This is a genomic window from Clostridium thermopalmarium DSM 5974 (assembly GCF_002995795.1).
In the GTDB taxonomy this organism is placed as follows: Bacteria; Bacillota; Clostridia; order Clostridiales; family Clostridiaceae; genus Clostridium_H; species Clostridium_H thermopalmarium.
Map to the genome: position 1 here is coordinate 1 of NZ_PVXN01000045.1, position 19,425 is coordinate 19,425.

Consider the following 19,425-nt stretch of genomic DNA (forward strand, 5'->3'; position numbering starts at 1 on the left):
TCCTGGTACAACAGAAAAAGGCTTCATAGCAGTATCGGTTATATGACTCCTCAACAGCTTGAAGATGCTTTAAGAAAAACTGCATAAAAATTTGAGTTTTTGTGTCTACTATATGGACATAAATCCAAAATTCATAATTTAGCTTTTGAGTTTTTAAAGAGAACCTATTTAAATGTTAGATACACAGGCAAAGAAGGGAACAGTCTTACTGAGTATTATAGCATTTTAAGAAGTATATTTGATAAATTAATATGTGCTATAAATACAATAATAAATCATCCACACCATCTATTAGAAAAAGAAACATGTGTAGTACCTTATCATAAAGTAAAAAAGGTAACAAATGAAACTATAAAATGGTTAAGTAAAAACAGCAGTAATCTAATAAGAATTGATGATAATGTTATGCCAATAAAGGCTCTTCAAGTTAAGAAAACCGTAACTTTAGATACTTATGAAAACAGGTTTTTAAAATATATAATAACTTTTATAATAGATAAATTAAATGAAATAAAAAATAAGTATATCAAATTAGATAGAAAAAAAGATAACATTCTAATAAAAAACTTTGATAATATGATATGCATATTAAATGGTTATTTAAATACTTCATTTTTAAGGCAAGTAGGAGAATATACTCCGAAACAGAGTATATCTCTTGTACTTCAAATGGGACATGGATATAAAGATGTTTATAAATACTATTTGATTCTGAGAAAAGGATTAACTTTATATGGAGATGTTTTTAAACTTTCCATGAAAGATTTAGCTTTACTATATGAATATTGGTGTTTTATAAAAATTAATAATATTCTTAGAAAAAAGTATAAAATGATTAAAAACGATATGATAAAGATAAATACTAATGGAATATTTGTAACTCTTAAAAAGGGAACAGAATCTAAGGTAACTTATTTAAATCCTAAAAACGGAGAAAAATTTACTATAGCATATAATAGGTCAATGAAATCACAAACAGTTTCTCAAAAGCCGGATAATGTTTTTAGCATAGAAAAGGAAGGCAATAAGATAAAGTATAACTACATTTTTGATGCTAAATATAGATTGAATTATGCAAAAGAAGGAACTCGTTATAAAGAATCATATAACAATCCTGGTCCAGAAGAAAGTGATATTAATACAATGCACAGATATAGAGATGCTATTATTTTTAATAATGAAAAATCTGATGAATATGAAAGAGAAATATTTGGTGCATTTGTATTATTTCCATATAAAGATGAAGAAGAGTATAAGGAACATTATTTTTATAAAAGTATAAAAAATGTTAATATTGGAGGAATTCCATTACTTCCATCTTCAACAACTCTTTTAGAAGAGTTTTTAGATGAGTTGATTGAGGAATCTTCTTACTCTTCCTATGAGAGAAGTCCAAGTCAAAGATGGAATGAATACTATTTAAAAGATAGTTATTTCAATGATAGAAATGTATTAGTTGGAGCTTTAAGAGCTAAAGAACAATTAAAAATAAATCTTGAAAATAAGTTTTATCATACTGCTTTATCTAATATCAATTTTAAAAAGCACAGCATAAAAACTATAGCGATTGCTCAGTCAAAGAAATTATTTGAAGGAGATGCTGGAATTAGATATTATGGATCAATTAAAGATATAAAGATTGTACCGAGAAGACAAATAAAAGAAATTTACAAAGATTCTGATGAGCTATATATAAGATTTGAAGTTGATGAGTGGAAAAAATTGAAGGTACCTCTTAAAGTTGAAGGATATCAGGTAAGAAAGATACTATATACAACAGATTATTTGTTACATAATTCAAATGTAGTAACTGAGCTTTTAATAAAGTCAAAAGAAGAGTTCAGAATATGGAAAGAGTTAAAAAGAATAGATGAAAAAATAAGTGGAATTACGAATATTCAAGATATTGATAATGATATTAGATTAAATGGTTTTAAGGTCAAGGGTATGGATATTTCTGTAGTTAATGATAAAATTAATGTTGCTAAAGATGGAGTAGTATGTGGAGAGTATAGTTTGGATGATTTTAGGAGATATCCGAGTAGAGTTATGAGAGAGATTAAGAGGATGCTAGAAAAATAATAATTTACAAAGGCATCTAATTCCATCTAAAAAACCACGCAATTTTAGAAGTTATCAATAAATAAAAAGGATAGTCACTTAAAAACGGAAGTTCAAGTGGCTATCTCTTTTATTAGATTAATAGTCAGATAATACTCCTTTACGTTTTACATAGGTACTAGTTAAAGTAAATATAATATATCCAATTACTAGCCATAGAATAGAAATTATTATAATATATTACCTATCTTTTTTTTTATTTAGTGCTATTGATCCTAAAATCAATCCCATTCCAAACATTCCGATAACTGTGAATATAAGTGAGATAATAATAGCTCCAGTAACTACTATACCAATATTTTATCTAGAGTATTATTGTTCACATATGACCTTCTTCAAAATATTTTATAAATTCTTATGGTTTATGTAATGCTTAGACTATCTTTTTTGCATCTGAGCAAACAGGAACTTTAAGTTATTATTATGAAATTAGATACTGAGGTATATTATAAGGAAATACTTACATTTAGAACTCTGTTATCCTTATGATATAATTATCAAAAGGTGATGCTTTTTTAACGCAGAGTATGAAAGGAGTTAAAATATGAGATATGAAGGAGCAGTATATAGACCGCCAAGTGAAGCATACAGTTTAATAATTCAAGTAACTTTAGGCTGTTCTCATAATAAGTGTACATTTTGCAGTATGTTTAAGGATAAGAAGTTCAAGATAAGAAAATTAGAAGATATATTTGAAGATTTAGAAATGGCAAGAGAATACTATAAATATGTTAAAAGAATATTCTTAGCCGATGGTGATGCACTTATATTAAAGACACAGGACTTAGAAAAGATTCTTCTTAAAATAAAAGAACTTTTTCCAGAGTGTGAGAGAGTATCTATGTATGGTACACCAGGAGATATTTTGAGAAAGAGTGAAGAAGATTTAATTAAGCTTAAAAACTTAGGATTGAAAATAATATATTTAGGAATAGAAAGTGGCAGTGATGAAATACTTCAAGATATAAAAAAGGGTGTGACATCTAAGGAAATAATTGAAGCTGGAAAGAAAGTAGTTAAAACTGGAATTAAGCTTTCTGTAACATTGATTTCTAGTCTAGGTGGAAAAGAAAAATGGAAAGACCATGCAGTTGAATCAGCAAGAGTAATAAATGAGATTAATCCAGATTATTTAGGACTTCTTACTCTTATGGTAGAGCCAGGTACTGAAATGTATGATAAAATTAAGCAAGGAGAAATAACTTTATTATCTCCAAAGGAAGTTATGATAGAAACAAGAGAATTTATTAAAAACTTAGAAGTGGATAACTGTATATTTAGGAGCAATCATGCTTCAAATTATGCTCCCCTTGCTGCGACTTTAAATGAGGAAAAAGAAAGGTTATTAAAGCAGCTAGATGATATCATAGAAGGAAATTATTATTTTAAAGATGAGAGTTATAGAAGGCTTTAGAGAAAATTCATTAGTTTTTATTGAGTCTAAAGATATAAGAGATGACTGGAAGTCATCTCTTATCGCATTTATATAGAAAATTATGAATCTAAATTTATATACTATTTTCTTCTTTTCTTATATTGTGTAAATACCTATAAATAGTGGCCTCTGAACTGTGCAATAGTTTAGCAACTATTGTAACACTATCCTTTAAGCTAAATATACCTTTGTCATTTAAGATTTTTACTATCTCCATCTTTTCATTTTTCTTTAGTCTATCTGGTGAGATGTTAGCTCCATTCAAAACTGAATTCATGGTAGCTTTAGCAAGATCTTCTATACTAGTATTAGGTATATCAGTCTTTAGAGAAGGTGCAATTTTGTCAACTGCTTCAAAGCTACTTTTTCCTATTAAATCATGTGGGTGGCATAGTTCCATAATTTGTTTGCTTAAGAGTGAATATTTTGAGTCATCAAAGTTTATGGCAAGTATGCCTACTAGCTCATCATTATCTTTAATGAATAATATAGAGGACCTAAGAAGTTTATTATTCATATTTGATATAGTATTGTAATTAGCAATAAAATCCTTTTCTAAATATTCTTTGTTATTTATAATTTCCATAATCTTTGTAGAGAGTGGTGAGCCTAAGCTTCTACCAGTTATATGACCATTAGCTATGGCTATTATAGAATTTTGGTTATCCCTTACATCATATAATGCAATCTCATAATCAGGTCCTAGTGTAATACCTAGAAATTTTACTAGCTTTACATAATGATTAAGTATATTCAATATTAATCCCTCCATATTAAATTATTTATATTATATTTAATTTATAAATTTTTTGCAAATATAATATCGGAGTGATAAAAAATTATCATTATAATAAAAAATTAACACTAAATGATTTGCTTTATCCAATAAATAGAAAAAATATCAAGTATTTTTGGAAAAATATTGAAAATATTATATCGCTATGATAAGATAATATTAGATTGAAAAATAATATTAGATTATAAGTAAGGGGGATTTTAGCATGGCAATAAAATATGTTCCAGAACCATTTAGAATAAAGATGGTTGAAAGAATAAAGATATTAAGCAGAGAAGAAAGAGAACAAAAGATTAAAGAAGCTAAGTATAATCTTTTTAATCTTAAGGCAGAAGATGTTTATATTGACTTATTAACTGATAGTGGAACTAATGCTATGAGTGCTGATCAATGGTCAGGAATAATGCAAGGGGATGAAGCGTATGCAGGTGCTAAAAGTTACTATAATCTAGTAAATGCTGCTAAGGACATATTTAATTATGAATTTATTCAGCCTGTACATCAAGGACGTGCTGCTGAAAAAGTATTATTTCCTATACTATTAGGTAAAGGCAAATATGCAATTTCTAATATGTTCTTTGATACTACAAGAGCCCATGTAGAGTTAGCAGGAGCTAGAGCTATAGACTGTGTAGTAGAAGAAGCGAAGGATCCAAGTTTAAGGGCACCTTTCAAAGGAAATATGGACGTTGAAAAACTTGAAAAATTAATAAATGAGTTAGGAAAAGAAAATATAGGCTTAGTTGTAATGACAATTACAAATAATTCTGCTGGTGGACAGCCTGTATCTGTTCAAAATATGAGAGAAGTTTCCGCAATTTGTAAGAAATATAATATACCTTTAAATATAGATGCTGCTAGATTTTCTGAAAACGCTTACTTTGTTAAACAAAGAGAAGAAGAATTTAAGAATTCTAGTATAAAAGAAATCACAAGAGAGATGTTCAGTTATGCAGATATGTTTACTATGAGTGCTAAAAAAGATGCCATAGTAAATATGGGGGGATTAATTGGAATTAAAGATAATGAAGAATTATACCAAAAAATAAAGGGTAATTGTATATCATATGAAGGATTTATAACATATGGCGGATTATCTGGAAGAGATTTAGAGGCAGTAGCTATAGGATTATATGAAGGACAAGATGAAGATTATCTAAGATATAGAATAGGACAATTGGAATATCTAGCTTCTAAATTAGATGATGCAGGAATAGCTTATCAAGCTCCTGTTGGAGGACATGGAATATTTATTGATGCTAAAGCTATGTTTCCACATATACCATATTATGAATTTCCAGGCCAAGCATTAGCAGTAGAGTTATATAAAGAAGCAGGTATTAGAACTTGCGATATTGGTTCTTATATGTTAGGAAATGATCCTGATACAGGAAAACAGCTTAGAGCTGAATTTGAATTTACAAGACTTGCAATTCCAAGAAGGGTATATACACAAGCTCACTTTGATATAATGGCTGATGCTCTTATAGCTATAAAAGAAAGAGCAAGTAGTGTTAAAGGCTATAAAATTACTTGGGAACCTCCTATTTTAAGACATTTCCAAGCACACTTGGAACCAATAGAATAGTTCAGGATGGAGCCTTATTCTCCATCCTAGTATAAATTTGCGTTTAAGGTAAATAAGTTGAGGTGGATTTATGAATGATAAAGATATAGTAAAACTTGATAATACAGACCGTGAAACATTTAACTCGAAATATGGTTTTATTCTTGCTTGCGTTGGTTCTGCAGTAGGTATGGGGAATATTTGGTTATTCCCTTATAGAGTTGGGCAATTTGGTGGGTTTGCATTTTTAATACCTTATTGGATTTGGATTATTATATTAGGATTTTGCGGAGTAACCGGTGAAATGGCTTTTGGTAGGGCTATGCAATCAGGACCTGTTGGAGCTTTTAAAAAGTCTATGGAAAGGCGGGGCAAAAAACATGGCGATATCATAGGACTTATACCTGTATTTGGATCACTTGGTGTTGGAATAGGCTATGCAGTTGTTGTAGGATGGATTATAAGATTTTTGGTTGGTTCTGCAACTGGAGCATTAGTTAATGCTCAAGATAGTGGAGCTTATTTTGGAGAAATTGCAGGTTCGTTTGGTAGCGTTTCGTGGCATATAATTGCTCTTGTACTTACATTTGTAATTATGAATGCAGGAATTTCAGCTGGTATTGAAAAGGTAAACAAAGTACTCATGCCTTTATTCTTTGTTTTATTTGCAGTATTGGCTATTAGAGTAGCGTTTTTGCCAGGGGCAGTAAATGGATATAGATTTATGTTCAATCCTGATTGGTCAGCTTTAAAAAATCCGAAAGCTTGGATATATGCACTAGGCCAAGCGTTCTTTTCTTTGTCAATAGGAGGATCAGGTACGGTTGTATATGGCAGTTATTTAAAGAAAGACGTAGATGTTATATATTCAGCTAAATATATAGCAATATTCGATACTATTGCGGCTATGTTATCGTCACTTGTTATCATTCCAGCGGTATTTGCATTTAATATGAATCCTGGATCAGGGCCTCCATTAATGTTTATTACTATGCCTGAAATCTTTAAAAGAATGCCAGCAGGTTCATTATTTTCAACTATTTTCTTTATTGCTGTTTTCTTTGCGGGTATCACATCGCTTGTAAATCTATTTGAAACACCTATAGAAGCTCTTCAATCTAAGTTTAAATTTTCAAGGATTAAAGCTGTTTCAGTTATTGCTGCAATAGCAACCTGCGTAGGATTACTTATCGAAAATGGTGATGTTATAGGTGTATGGATGGATTTTGTAAGCATCAACATTATTCCATTAGGTGCAATTGCTGCGGCAATAATGTTCTACTGGGTATGCGGCAGAGGATTTGCAACTGAACAGATACAAATGGGCCGTGAAAAAAAAGTATGGCCTTGGTTGGAACCATTAGGAAGATATGTATTTTGTGGAGTTTCTATATTTGTATATATTGCAGGTATTTTACTAGGTGGAATTGGATAAAAGGAGCCTTCAAAGCTCCTTTTTAGTATAGGTATTTTTATTAACTAAATGCTATTTATTTTTTCATGTAACATAATTTTATACAATAGAGCTGACATAAAATTTTAAGAATACAATGTATCTAATTATTATTACAACGCGGATAATTATTATTGAAAATAATACCGGTTATGGTATAATTTAATTATTAACCTAACTAAATAAAAAAGAATAGGGGGATAAGTTATGAAAAAGGTTCTAGGAATCGCATTAAGTGCTGTACTTTCTGTTGGATTGCTTGCGGGCTGCGGTGGAGGAAATAGCAGCAAGAGTGGCGATAATAGTCAGAGCGGTAGCGGAAGTAAAGGTTTTCAAATAGCTCTAATAACTGATAAGGGAAATATTGATGACAAGTCATTTAACCAGGGTTCGTGGGAAGGCGTAGTTAAATTTGCAAAAGAAAATAATATTACTCACAAGTATTACAAACCAGAAGAAGCTTCTGATGCTGGTTATCTAGCACAAATCGACCTTGCTGTTGCAGGTGGAGCTGAGGTTGTAGTTACACCAGGTTATCTTTTTGAAGTTCCAGTTTATGTTGCTCAATCAAAGTATCCTGATGTAAAATTCATTTTACTGGATGGAGCGCCTCACGATGCTGACAATAAAGATACTACAATTAAATCAAACGTTGCAAGTATTAAGTACGCAGAAGAACAATCTGGATATCTTGCAGGATATGCTGCTGTAAAAGATGGTATGACAAAGTTAGGTTTCATGGGAGGAATGGCAGTTCCAGCAGTTCAAGCATTTGGTTATGGATTCCTTCAAGGTGCTGAAGCTGCTGCAAAAGAATTAAACCTTCCAGATGGATCTATAAATGTTACTTATCATTATACTGGAGATTTTGCTGAAACCGATACCAACAAAGCTACAGCAAAGACAATGTATCAAGAAGGAACAGAAGTTATTTTTGCATGTGGTGGTTCTGTAGGTAAGAGTGTAATATCTGCAGCAGCTGAAGCTGGTAAAAAGGTTATAGGCGTTGACGTTGACCAAAGATATGATAGTGAAACTGTTATTACTTCAGCAACTAAGGGACTAGGAGCATCTGTTATTGAAGTTCTTGAATCTATCTATAAGAATAATACATGGGACAAGTATGGTGGAAAAACTATTGTATTCGATGCAACTAATGATGGTGTAGGGCTTCCTACAACTGTTATAGGTGATGAAAAGGCAGATGCATTTGATAGATTTAAGAAATTTACTAAGGCGGACTATGAAAAAGTGTATGAAACACTAAAAAGTGGTGCTGTTAAACCTATTCGTACAATCAAAGTTGCAGACCCAGATGGATATGCAACAGCTGATGAATTAACAAAAGGTCTTAACCTCGTTAAGGTTAAAGTTAAAACAAGATAGTAATAAAAAGTCAGCGGCAGCAAATAGTATTATCAGACTTAATATAATATGGGGATTACAAGGGGAAAAGGTTATTACTTTTCCCCTTATTTAAAATAAGGATGATGTCAGGGAGGTTAAAATGGACGGCAACTATATTATTGAAATGCTTAATATAACAAAAGAATTTCCTGGAATTATTGCAAATGATAATATAACTCTCAGATTAAAAAAAGGCGAAATACATGCTCTTCTTGGAGAAAATGGAGCCGGCAAATCCACGTTAATGAGTGTACTATTTGGTTTATATGAATCCGAAAAAGGAGAAATAAGAAAAAATGGTAAAGTAGTAAAAATAAGAAATCCAAGGGATGCTAATGATTTAGGGATTGGAATGGTACATCAGCATTTTAAATTAGTTGAAAACTTTACCGTATTAGAAAATATCATTCTTGGTGTAGAACCATGCAAAATGGGATTTTTAGAAAGAAAAAAAGCTAAGGAGAAGGTTTTAGCTCTTAGTAAAAAGTATGGACTTCAGGTAGATCCGGATGCTTTAATTGAAAAATTATCTGTTGGAATTCAGCAGAGGGTTGAAATTTTAAAAATGTTGTACCGTGATAATGAAATTTTAATTTTTGACGAACCAACTGCTGTTTTAACGCCGCAAGAGATAGATGAACTTATGAATATTATGAGAGGCTTTGCAAAAGAGGGAAAATCTATTTTGTTTATCACTCATAAATTAAATGAGATTATGGCTGTTGCTGATCGTTGTACTGTTCTTAGAAAGGGTAAGCTCATTGGAACTGTTGATATAAAGGATACTACCAAAGAAGAACTTTCTAGGATGATGGTAGGAAGAGACGTTGCCTTAAAAGTAGATAAAAAAGAGAGTAAACCTAGGGATGTAATACTTTCTGTAGAGAATTTAACAGTCCCATCAGCTTCAGGGAAGAAGAATGCTGTTAGAAATGTTTCTTTTGATGTAAGAGCGGGTGAAATTGTTTGTATAGCAGGTATAGATGGAAACGGACAAACTGAGTTAGTATATGCAATTACAGGCCTTGAAAAGCCGAGTGGTGGAAAAATTACTCTATGCGGAGAAGATATTACAAAAGCATCAATTCGTACGCGTTCAAAAAAAGGAATAAGTCATATACCAGAGGATCGTCAAAAGCATGGACTAGTATTGGATTATTCGATAGAGGATAATTTGATATTACAGCGTTATTGGCAGCCTGAGTTCCAAAAAGGAGGATTTCTTAGAAGAAAGGAAATTCGAGCTTATGCAGAAAAAATGATTAAAAAATATGATATAAGAAGTGGCCAAGGCCCTATTACTATAACTCGTAATATGTCTGGTGGTAATCAACAAAAGGTAATTTTAGGAAGAGAACTTGATAAAGAACACAAACTAGTAGTTGCTGTTCAGCCGACCAGAGGGCTTGATGTTGGAGCGATCGAGTACATACATAAGCAGTTAGTAGCAACTAGAGATGCAGGCAAGGGTGTATTACTCGTATCCTTGGAAATCGATGAAGTTATGGATGTAAGTGATCGTATTCTTGTAATGTATGAAGGTGAAATTGTTGGAGAATTAAATCCAAAGGAAATAACAATTCAAGAACTTGGTCTATATATGTCAGGCGCAAAACGCAATGTGGGAAGGGAGAATAAACATGCATAAAAAATCGCTTTCTTCAAATTTTAAAACCAATGTGCAAAAGATAATTAAAAGCAAAACAACTTCTGCATTTACATCGGCACTACTAGCAATTATTTTAGGACTAATTTTTGGATATATTATTATGGCTATTGCAAGTCCTGAAAATTCTTGGGAAGGACTTAAAACGGTTATACTTGGTGGATTTTCCAGATTTGGAGATGTATTCTACTTTGCAACTCCAATATTAATGACAGGACTTGCGGTAGGATTTGCATTTAAAATGGGATTGTTTAATATAGGAGCATCAGGGCAATATACCATGGGCATGTATTTTGCTTTATATGTAGGATTTATGTGGAAATTATCTCCTTCTATACATTGGGTAGTTTGTGTTATTGCTGGTTTAGTTGGAGGCATGATTTGGGGATTTATTCCTGGATTCTTCAAAGCATTCATGAATGTAAATGAAGTTATTACTTCAATAATGTTCAATTATATTGGTATGTATCTTGTAGATATGCTTATCCAAGGGAATGCAGTAATGTATATTTCATCAAAGACTAGAACAGCATATTTGCCGGCTTCTGCACAAATACCTTCTTTAGGAATTCCTAATTCAAATGTAAATGTATCAATATTTATAGCTGTTGCTTTAGCTGTATGTTTGCATATAGTTTTGAACAAAACTGTTTTTGGATATGAACTTAAGGCTACAGGTTTTAGTAAAGATGCCAGTCATTATGCAGGAATGAACTCAAAAAGAAATACAATTCTTACCATGGTTATTGCAGGTGGCATGGCAGGTCTTGGCGGTGCTTTTGCAATATTAGCCCCTTCTGTAATACCAGGCAGTAGTATGACTTATGAACCTATAAATATTATCGCTCCTAATGGATTTAATGGAATTGCAGTTGCACTGCTTGGTAATTCGAGTCCCCTTGGTATCATTTTATCTGCTATATTTATATCACATATTCAAAGAGGTGGAACACTTGCAGCACTATTTGGATATAAACCTGAGATAATTGATGTTGTAATAGCTGTTATCATTTATTTCTCTGCTTTTTCAATGGTTATGCAATCAGCTATTGGAAGGATTTTCAAAGGTAGTCGTAGAGGTAGGAAACTTGAGAGTAATGTAAATGAAGAAGCTACTGTTGAAATAAGTAGGAATGATGGAGAGGAGGCATAGATATGAATACATTATACTATTTAATTCAAAATACTTTGCCAGTTGCAATTCCATTATTATTAGTAGCGCTAGGTGGTATGTTTAGTGAAAATAGTGGTGTTATAAATATTGCTCTTGAGGGGATTATGCTTTTTGGAGCATTTTTCGGATGCTTAGCTGTTTTGTTTATGCAAAATTCACAGATGAATGTACAGTTGATATTAATTATAGCTATGATTATAGCTGCTATTTCAGGAATAGTATATTCCATGTTGTTAGCTTGGGCATCTATTAATATGAAGGCAGACCAGACTATTACGGGTACAGCTCTTAACATGTTAATTCCAGCTGCAATATTGTTATTTTCAAAAATGAAATTTAACAGTGATGGTATTACAACTAGTGTAAGTTTTTATATTAAAGAGATTCCTGTACTAGGTAAAATTCCTGTAATAGGGGACCTATTTTTCAAAAACACATATATTACTGTATATATTGGATTATTACTTCTTATTATATCAACTATTGTTTTCTATATGACAAGATTTGGTCTTAGACTTAGAGCATGTGGTGAACATCCTCATGCAGCGGATTCTGTTGGTATAAGTGTTTATTTAATGAGATATATGGGGGTAGGTATTTCAGGATTTTTAGGAGGAATTGGAGGATTCTTTTATTCCGTAGGAGTAATGGATGGTAATGTAAATGGACACACAGGTGTTGCTGGTTTTGGATTTCTTGCACTTGCAGTAATGATTTTTGGACAGTGGAGACCTATAAAGATATTTTTTGCATCTTTATTCTTTGCGTTTCTTAGAACACTTGCATATTCGGTTGCATTAATTCCTTTCCTAAGTAATTTAGGCATAAATCAAACATTCTACAAAATGCTGCCTTATATTGCTACTATGATTGCTCTCATGTTTACTTCTAAAAGATCAAGAGCGCCAAAGGCAGAAGGAATACCATTTACTAAGAGTAGATAAAATAGAGATTATGAAGATAGTCACTTGAAATAAAAGTTCAGGTAACTATCTTTTTTATTGAAAAAGTATTGAACTAGTAGGTAAATTTAAAAAGGTTTTATTTAAAATAAGCATACTAAATTAAGTGAATTCATTGCTATTCCATCTTGAAAGAATTACTAAGCTTTATAGAACAACTAAATCCATATAATGCATAGAGGATATAGGAGTTGCTAAAAATAAAAGTATTCATGATAGAGTTATATGGTTAGCATAGAGTAGCACATAAACCAAATATTTATGAACTTTAAATGCTCGGAAAGGAGAAATAAGCCCATTGAATTTGATTGATGAAAAGACGAAAAGTAAGATATATAGAATAATGTTTGAAAATGATACTCCAGCAGGAAGAGCTTTCGATATAGGATTGATTGTTGCAATTCTAGGCAACAGCATTTTAATAATTGCCGAAAGTGTGGATACTATTAGAAAGAGTTATGGAATATGGATATCAACATTAGAATGGGTTTTTGTAGCTGCTTTTACAATTGAGTATGTTCTAAGATTATTAGTTGTTAAGAATAAATTTGCTTATCTTTTAAGCTTTTATGGATTCATAGATTTATTAGCTATTTTACCTGCATATTTAAGTTTGTTTTTGCCTCAAATGAGGATTTTAGTTATTATTCGCATATTTAGGCTGCTAAGATTATTTAGTATTCTAAACATGGGATCTTATATTGCTGAGTCTACTCGCCTGTTAAAGGCGCTTATCGAAAGTAGGATTAAAATCATTGTTTTTCTTTTTTCAAGCTTAATCATTATAGTGCTAGTTGGAGCTGTTATGTATATTGTGGAGGGTCCTAAAAATGGTTTTACCAGTATTCCTGAGTCAATGTATTGGGCAATTGTTACAGTTTCTACCGTTGGTTATGGAGACATATCTCCGAAGACAGCTATGGGAAAAGTGATATCTAGTTTGCTTATAATTATAGGCTATGGAATATTGGCAGTGCCTACTGGTATCATCTCTAGTGAACTTACCAATGCTTCTAAAAGGCATAGAAAAGGAAAAGTTTGTCCTAGATGTCATCATAAGTCTTACTCAAGGAATGATAAATTTTGTTCTAAGTGTGGTACTGCCTTCAGAGATTGATAATATAACCGATAAATTAATTAGTCTTAAAAATAAAAAACAAATACTAAACTTAAAGAATATCACAATGATTTTTTTTACTAAGAAAATATGGTATATTATACATATATAATGCATATTATTTAGGGGGGAAAATATGATAAAAAATGTGGTAATTGCAACTGCTACTATATTACTTTTAAGTGGACAAACAGTTAGTGCAAGCACAGGAGAAATAACAGCTAGCAGTCTTAGAGTAAGATCAGAAGCTAGTTTATCATCTTCTATCATAGGATATTTGTATAAAAACGATAAGGTGGATACTATTTCAAAAGAAGGAGAATTTTATAAAATAAGTTATAATGGCAAAGATGGATATATACATGATTCTTATGTGAAAATTCTGTCTTCAGAAAATAATAAAGCCATTACAAACACAGGTGAAGTTACAGCTAGTTGTCTTAATGTGAGATCTGGAGCAGGTACAGCATATTTTGTTATAGGAAAACTTTTAAAAGGTACAAAAGTTGATCTTTATGAAAATGTAAATGGATTTTATAGAATAAATTATAACGGGAAAACAGGATACATAAGTGATGATTATATTACAATTATAGAAAATAATGAGCAACATTTAAAAATAAATGTAGACGATATTGTGGATTATGCAAAGAGCTTTCTAGGAATGCCATATGCTCAGTGTGGTACAACTCCAGCTAGGTATGACAGCAATGGTAAATATATAGAAGGCGGCTTTGATTGTTCTGGTTATACCCAATATGTATTTAAAAAATTTGGAATAACATTACCTAGAATATCTATGGATCAAGCTAACGTAGGAACTACAGTAAATATAAACAATCTTCAGAAAGGAGATTTATTGTTTTTTGCAACGAATTCAAGCAAGCCGTCTCAAATTTCTCATGTTGGTATATATATAGGCGATAACAAATTTATTCATTCTCCTAAGGTTAACGATGTTATAAAAATATCTGAATTTGAAGGCTATTTTAGAAATAATTTTGTGGTTGCAAAAAGGGTTATTTAGTAATAATAGAATGCCATATCTTATAGGAGATAACCATAAATCATTTTGCAAAGTGTCACGATTCAATGAGTAATAGAATAAAATATTTATATAGTTTTTTACTCATGGAGGTTGTTGATGGGGTATTATATTGCAGTAGAGCCTACTGTAAAAGTCTATGTAGAGGATCTTAATCCTAGGGGAAATAAGACAATAATGTTTTTACACGGTTGGCCTGGCAGTCATAAATTATTTGAATATCAGTTTGATCATCTTCCAAGTATGGGATATAGGTGCGTTGGGATAGATACTAGAGGCTTTGGAAATTCAGATAAGCCTTATAAAGGTTATGATTATGATCGATTAGCAGATGACGTTAGATGTGTGGTTAATGCCTTAAGGCTGCGAGATTTTATACTTGTAGGACATTCAACGGGAGGGGCTATAGCTGTTAGATATATGTCCCGTCACAAAGGATATGGAGTATCTAAGCTTGCTCTTTTTGCAGCAGCAGTTCCTAGCCTTATAAAACGTTCTGATTTTCCATATGGTTTGGAAAAAGAAGTGGTAGTAAATATCATTAAAGGAACATATAATGACCGCCCTAAAATGCTTAGAGATTTTGGGAATATGTTTTTCTTTAAGTATATTACTAAAGATTTGTCTGACTGGCTATTCCAATTAGGATTACAGGCGGCAGGATGGGCAACTGCAGCTATTGCAAATACTTGGCTGCGTGAAGTACTATTTCATGATTTAGAAACAATAACTGTTCCAACCTTAATTCTTCATGGAATTCATGATAAAATTGTTCCTTTTTCATTAGCTAAAGTTCAGAGACAGTACATTGAAAATTCAAAACTTGTGCCATTTGAATTTAGTGGTCACGGATTGTTTTATGATGAGAAGGATAAATTCAATGAAGAATTAGTTAAGTTTATTGAAGAATAATAACTATAAATAAACTGCTTAATTTTACTTAAAGAAGATCACAGTTTCAGAACTTGCTTATAAATAAAAGAGATAGTCACTGAAAGTAGAATTTCAAGTGACTATCTCTTTCTTATTTCGTGTTAACCCAAACTTCACAACCATCATATGGATTTGCGGTTCCAATATAAAGATGTCCGTTTTCTGATACGAAAAGATTTCTTATACCATAATTATGACTATTACCAAGACCGTTTAATGTTAATGTCTCCCAGTGTATTCCATCTCTTGATCTGTAAAGATCAAATCCGTTATAAAGTCTACTGTAGTCGTAATTAGAGTTTATTAAACGTAGTATTAAATTAATTAAAGCAGGTGCAAGATCTATTATATAGTCTAAGATAGGAATCTGAGGATTAGCTATTATAGATGGTATAATGTCTTTAATAAAGGATAAAAATACTACCAGCCAATCAAAGGTTCCTAAATAAAAATATCCATCATATTCTCTGAGCTGCCAAGCGTAAAGATTGAATGGATTTCCAGCTCCTGATGGAAGGTTGCTTATAGGTTTATTGCGCCTTCCTGTTGTAGGAGTTGTAGGGTCAATAGGCTCACCACCCATAACAATTTCCCAGCTATCACATTTATCTATGCTTATTAAGTCAAAAGGTTTAAATAATGAAAATAATCCTGTTTTAGAATTTGAAACAGACTTATCCAATGTCAATGATATAGTTGCTACATATAGCTTGTCCCTAAAAGTTGAAAGAGTTAAAGGTGCTCTATTTGCTGCATCTCCAGCTCCTTTATCAACTATAAGTTTCCATCTATTCATTCCAGGTTCGCTTTCTATAGTTCTCCAAAGTTCAAAGCCTTCTTTTCCTGAAGTTGCAGCATAGAGATGTCCATTAAAGCTTATCAAGCACATAACTCCTCCACTTGGATTTTTTGATGGGTCTCCACCTGGTGGCGTTACAAGCTCCCAACCATTTCTTTCAGGGTCAGTACTTGAATATATTAGCGGATCTCGGTAGGTTCCTGATTCATCTATAGCTGACATATAAAGTTTATTGTTGTGAACAATCATGGCTCTTGATGAATTACCAAGTAGATTGCTAGTTATTTCTTTCCAGTTTAAACCATTTGTAGACTTAAATATTCTAAGATTAGCAGATTCACCTAGTGCTTGGTAGGCACTGGCATAAAGGGCTTTCTCTCCATAAGGAGTTGTATAGGTAGTCATAAAACGAAAACCGAATACTCCCTCAGGAGCCTTAAATACTCTTTCCCATTTATTTGAACCATCTTTCTTACAACGCCATATTTCAGCCCTCATATCAACATTTTTAGGTTGAAGGTCAGATGGAATGGGGATATTGAGTCCATATACCTTAGACATTGCATTCAACATAGTAATAGGCACACTTCGACCTGTACCAACATAAAGATAATCTCCCATCTCAGTCATTGACCATGCATAATTATTCTGCATTGCATTATCAGGATTATTTACATCGAATCCATTTATAGGTGTTATTTTTTGAAATCTATCTTTATCTCGGAATTTAATCATTTTACAGCTATTCCAAAAGTAATTCGAAGGTGGCATATTTCTATACATATTATGCACAAATGTTCACTCCTTATAGTTTTCAATCATTTTGTAATCTTTTGTTGTTATATAGTATATGAAATCTCAGAAAGATTGGTGATAGCTACTTTTATTTCATGCCAATAAGGAGTTTACATCTATTTTTATGCATAATAAATTTTTAATCAATCTTATTTATATCTTTAGTTATAGCTTCTGTGCTAGTAGCACTTAAACTTATATCAACATCTTCTATATCCTCTTTAGGCACTAGAGTTTTTATACAGCGATAAAACCATATCCCTGTTACTAAGGAAGAAAAGAAGTCTGCAAATGGTGCTGCATATAATAAACCTTTAATACCCCAAAATCTTGGAAATATTAGTAGTGCTGGAATGAGAAGAATTATTTGTCGTGTAAGAGTCAAAAATATAGCAGATTTAGATCTACCAATAGCCTGAAAGAAGTTTGCTCCAGTAATTTGGAATCCAATAATAGGAAGGCATAAGAACCAGGTAATTAGTGCATATCTTCCAAACTCAATTAATTCAGGATCTTGATTAAATAATGAAATCATTTGCTCAGGGAATAATCTGGTAACTGTATATCCAACAATTACAATAACAGTAGCACCCATTATAGCTAATTTTGCAGTACTTTTAACTCTATGAAGTTTTTTGGCTCCAAAATTAAAACTAATAATTGGCTGAGAACCTTGAATTATACCAGTGATAGGCATTAGTAAAATAGTTTGTATGCTGTTTATTATTCCCATCCCAGATATAGCAATATCTCCACCATAAATAAGTAAACTATTATTAAGTATTATGTTCAAAAGACTGTTAGCAAGTTGAAGTAAAAAATTAGGTAATCCTAGAGAAATAATTCTTGGAACTATATTAGATTTTAACTTCATGCATCTTAATTTAAGTTTGTTTCGGCTTTTTTTCCCTAAAAAATATAACGTAACCCAAGTAGCTGAACTTATCTGCGATAAAATTGTAGCAAGAGCTGCTCCACTCATGCCCATTCTAAAAATATATATAAATAGAGGATCTAGTAATGTATTTAATCCAGCTCCTAAGAACATAGTCAACATAGCTATTTTAGGATTGCCGTCAGCTCTGATAAAGTTATTTATGCCAATGCTTATAATGTTAAACATAGCTCCCAATAGAATAATCCTCATATATTCCATTGAATAGGGAAGTATGGTTTCGCTAGCACCAAATAAAATTAATATAGATCTTAAAAAAATCTGACCTAAAATCATAATAAAAAGTCCGGAAATGATTAAAAGTACAAAAGAATTTCCAAGAACATTTTCTGCTTCATCATGTTTATTCTCACCTAATTTCATAGAAAACAGAGTAGCTCCACCTACTCCAAACAAAAGACCTAAGGACAAGATTATTATCGTAATAGGAAAACCTATAGTGATTCCTGCTAAACCATTAGCACCTAAATCGCTGCTGTTACCGATGAATATTCTATCTACAACATTATATAAAGCATTGACTAACATACCTACAATGGCAGGTATAGAAAACTTTATCAATAGCTTGGATACTTTTTCTTCTCCCAATGGATTTACATATCCCATACTATAATCCCTCCAGTTCCTTTTTTATATCTGTATTTTCTACAGTGCTAACCATTTTTTCTAGAGAGGATACAATTAAATCAAGATCTTGTGGATCTATATCTTTTGTTAAAAGCTTGTTCCATCCCCAGACTGCTTCTCTTATTTTATCCTTATAAGCTATTGCTTTATTCGTAAGATAAACTCTATTGTATCTTTTATCCAAGTTATCTTTACTTTTTATTACATAACCTTTTTCTTCTAAAGACTTTATAGCTCTAGCTGTTGCGGCTTTATCTATATACAAATAAGAGGACAATTCGTCTTGGGTTGCACCATTATTTCTATATAGGTACATGAGAAAAGAATATTCAGCAGAGCTTATATTGAATTTTTTTAAAGAATAATTGATGTATATTTGAGATTGTCTATGCAAAATAGACATTAGTCGTCCTAAATTCCTTTTCAAAAATTTCATCACCTCCATGATTGATATCAGTAATTATGATACAGTTGATAAATCAACTATATCTTTATTAACTATTATAAATATATATGGTTGATAAATCAACTTTAATTTACCATATTCTTGAGATAAAAATAATGGATTATATA

General features: G+C 31.6%; 15 protein-coding genes. 11 read left to right on the forward strand and 4 right to left on the reverse strand.

What is annotated here, in order from left to right:
- Nucleotides 1–99 precede the first annotated feature (99 nt).
- Together CPAL_RS08520 and CPAL_RS08525 are read left to right on the forward strand one after the other, a co-directional pair.
- Nucleotides 100–2,082 carry a DUF2357 domain-containing protein gene (locus tag CPAL_RS08520; RefSeq protein WP_106024428.1) on the forward strand — a complete coding sequence of 661 codons (1,983 nt, stop codon included), beginning with the start codon at nt 100–102 and terminating at the stop codon, nt 2,080–2,082.
- Nucleotides 2,083–2,665: 583 nt separating this feature from the next.
- Entirely contained in the window at nt 2,666–3,535 is an 870-nt protein-coding gene (locus tag CPAL_RS08525; protein WP_061859030.1) for a radical SAM protein, read from the forward strand.
- A gap of 94 nt (nt 3,536–3,629) precedes the next feature.
- Here the strand turns inward: CPAL_RS08525 and CPAL_RS08530 are convergent, their stop codons facing one another.
- Nucleotides 3,630–4,313, reverse strand: coding sequence for a helix-turn-helix transcriptional regulator (locus CPAL_RS08530; RefSeq protein ID WP_061859029.1), 684 nt, complete (start codon nt 4,311–4,313; stop codon nt 3,630–3,632).
- Between the two features lie 244 nt (nt 4,314–4,557).
- Between CPAL_RS08530 and CPAL_RS08535 the strand changes: the two genes are divergently transcribed.
- The 9 genes from CPAL_RS08535 to CPAL_RS08575 all read left to right on the forward strand — a co-directional run bounded on the left by CPAL_RS08535 (nt 4,558) and on the right by CPAL_RS08575 (nt 15,655).
- A complete protein-coding gene (locus CPAL_RS08535; RefSeq protein WP_106024429.1) occupies nt 4,558–5,940 on the forward strand; it encodes a tryptophanase in 1,383 nt (460 codons plus the stop codon).
- Between the two features lie 70 nt (nt 5,941–6,010).
- Nucleotides 6,011–7,354 (forward strand): sodium-dependent transporter, encoded by a 1,344-nt coding sequence (locus tag CPAL_RS08540; protein WP_061859027.1) that lies wholly within the window; start codon nt 6,011–6,013, stop codon nt 7,352–7,354.
- Between the two features lie 225 nt (nt 7,355–7,579).
- Nucleotides 7,580–8,758, forward strand: coding sequence for a BMP family lipoprotein (locus CPAL_RS08545; RefSeq protein ID WP_061859026.1), 1,179 nt, complete (start codon nt 7,580–7,582; stop codon nt 8,756–8,758).
- A gap of 121 nt (nt 8,759–8,879) precedes the next feature.
- Nucleotides 8,880–10,427, forward strand: a complete 1,548-nt coding sequence (locus tag CPAL_RS08550) for an ABC transporter ATP-binding protein (protein ID WP_061859025.1) — start codon at nt 8,880–8,882, stop codon at nt 10,425–10,427.
- The gene (locus tag CPAL_RS08555; protein ID WP_061859024.1) at nt 10,420–11,598 is read left to right on the forward strand and encodes an ABC transporter permease; all 1,179 of its coding nucleotides are present in this window, start codon (nt 10,420–10,422) and stop codon (nt 11,596–11,598) included. Before CPAL_RS08550 ends, CPAL_RS08555 begins: the two co-directional genes overlap by 8 nt.
- A gap of 2 nt (nt 11,599–11,600) precedes the next feature.
- On the forward strand, nt 11,601–12,563 hold the full coding sequence (locus CPAL_RS08560) for an ABC transporter permease (RefSeq protein WP_061859023.1): 963 nt from the start codon (nt 11,601–11,603) through the stop codon (nt 12,561–12,563).
- A gap of 316 nt (nt 12,564–12,879) precedes the next feature.
- Nucleotides 12,880–13,698, forward strand: a complete 819-nt coding sequence (locus tag CPAL_RS08565; RefSeq protein WP_242862648.1) for an ion transporter — start codon at nt 12,880–12,882, stop codon at nt 13,696–13,698.
- 136 nt (nt 13,699–13,834) lie between these two features.
- The gene (locus CPAL_RS08570) at nt 13,835–14,725 is read left to right on the forward strand and encodes a C40 family peptidase (RefSeq protein ID WP_061859022.1); all 891 of its coding nucleotides are present in this window, start codon (nt 13,835–13,837) and stop codon (nt 14,723–14,725) included.
- Nucleotides 14,726–14,842: 117 nt separating this feature from the next.
- The gene (locus tag CPAL_RS08575; protein WP_061859021.1) at nt 14,843–15,655 is read left to right on the forward strand and encodes an alpha/beta fold hydrolase; all 813 of its coding nucleotides are present in this window, start codon (nt 14,843–14,845) and stop codon (nt 15,653–15,655) included.
- A gap of 112 nt (nt 15,656–15,767) precedes the next feature.
- On the opposite strand, the gene CPAL_RS08580 is transcribed toward CPAL_RS08575, so the two are convergent.
- The 3 genes from CPAL_RS08580 to CPAL_RS08590 form a co-directional block, all read right to left on the reverse strand.
- On the reverse strand, nt 15,768–17,210 hold the full coding sequence (locus tag CPAL_RS08580) for a hypothetical protein (RefSeq protein WP_061859084.1): 1,443 nt from the start codon (nt 17,208–17,210) through the stop codon (nt 15,768–15,770).
- A 199-nt stretch (nt 17,211–17,409) separates the two neighbouring features.
- Nucleotides 17,410–18,831 (reverse strand): MATE family efflux transporter, encoded by a 1,422-nt coding sequence (locus CPAL_RS08585; RefSeq protein WP_106024430.1) that lies wholly within the window; start codon nt 18,829–18,831, stop codon nt 17,410–17,412.
- A 1-nt stretch (nt 18,832) separates the two neighbouring features.
- Nucleotides 18,833–19,279, reverse strand: a complete 447-nt coding sequence (locus CPAL_RS08590) for a MarR family winged helix-turn-helix transcriptional regulator (protein WP_061859019.1) — start codon at nt 19,277–19,279, stop codon at nt 18,833–18,835.
- Nucleotides 19,280–19,425: the final 146 nt, after the last annotated feature.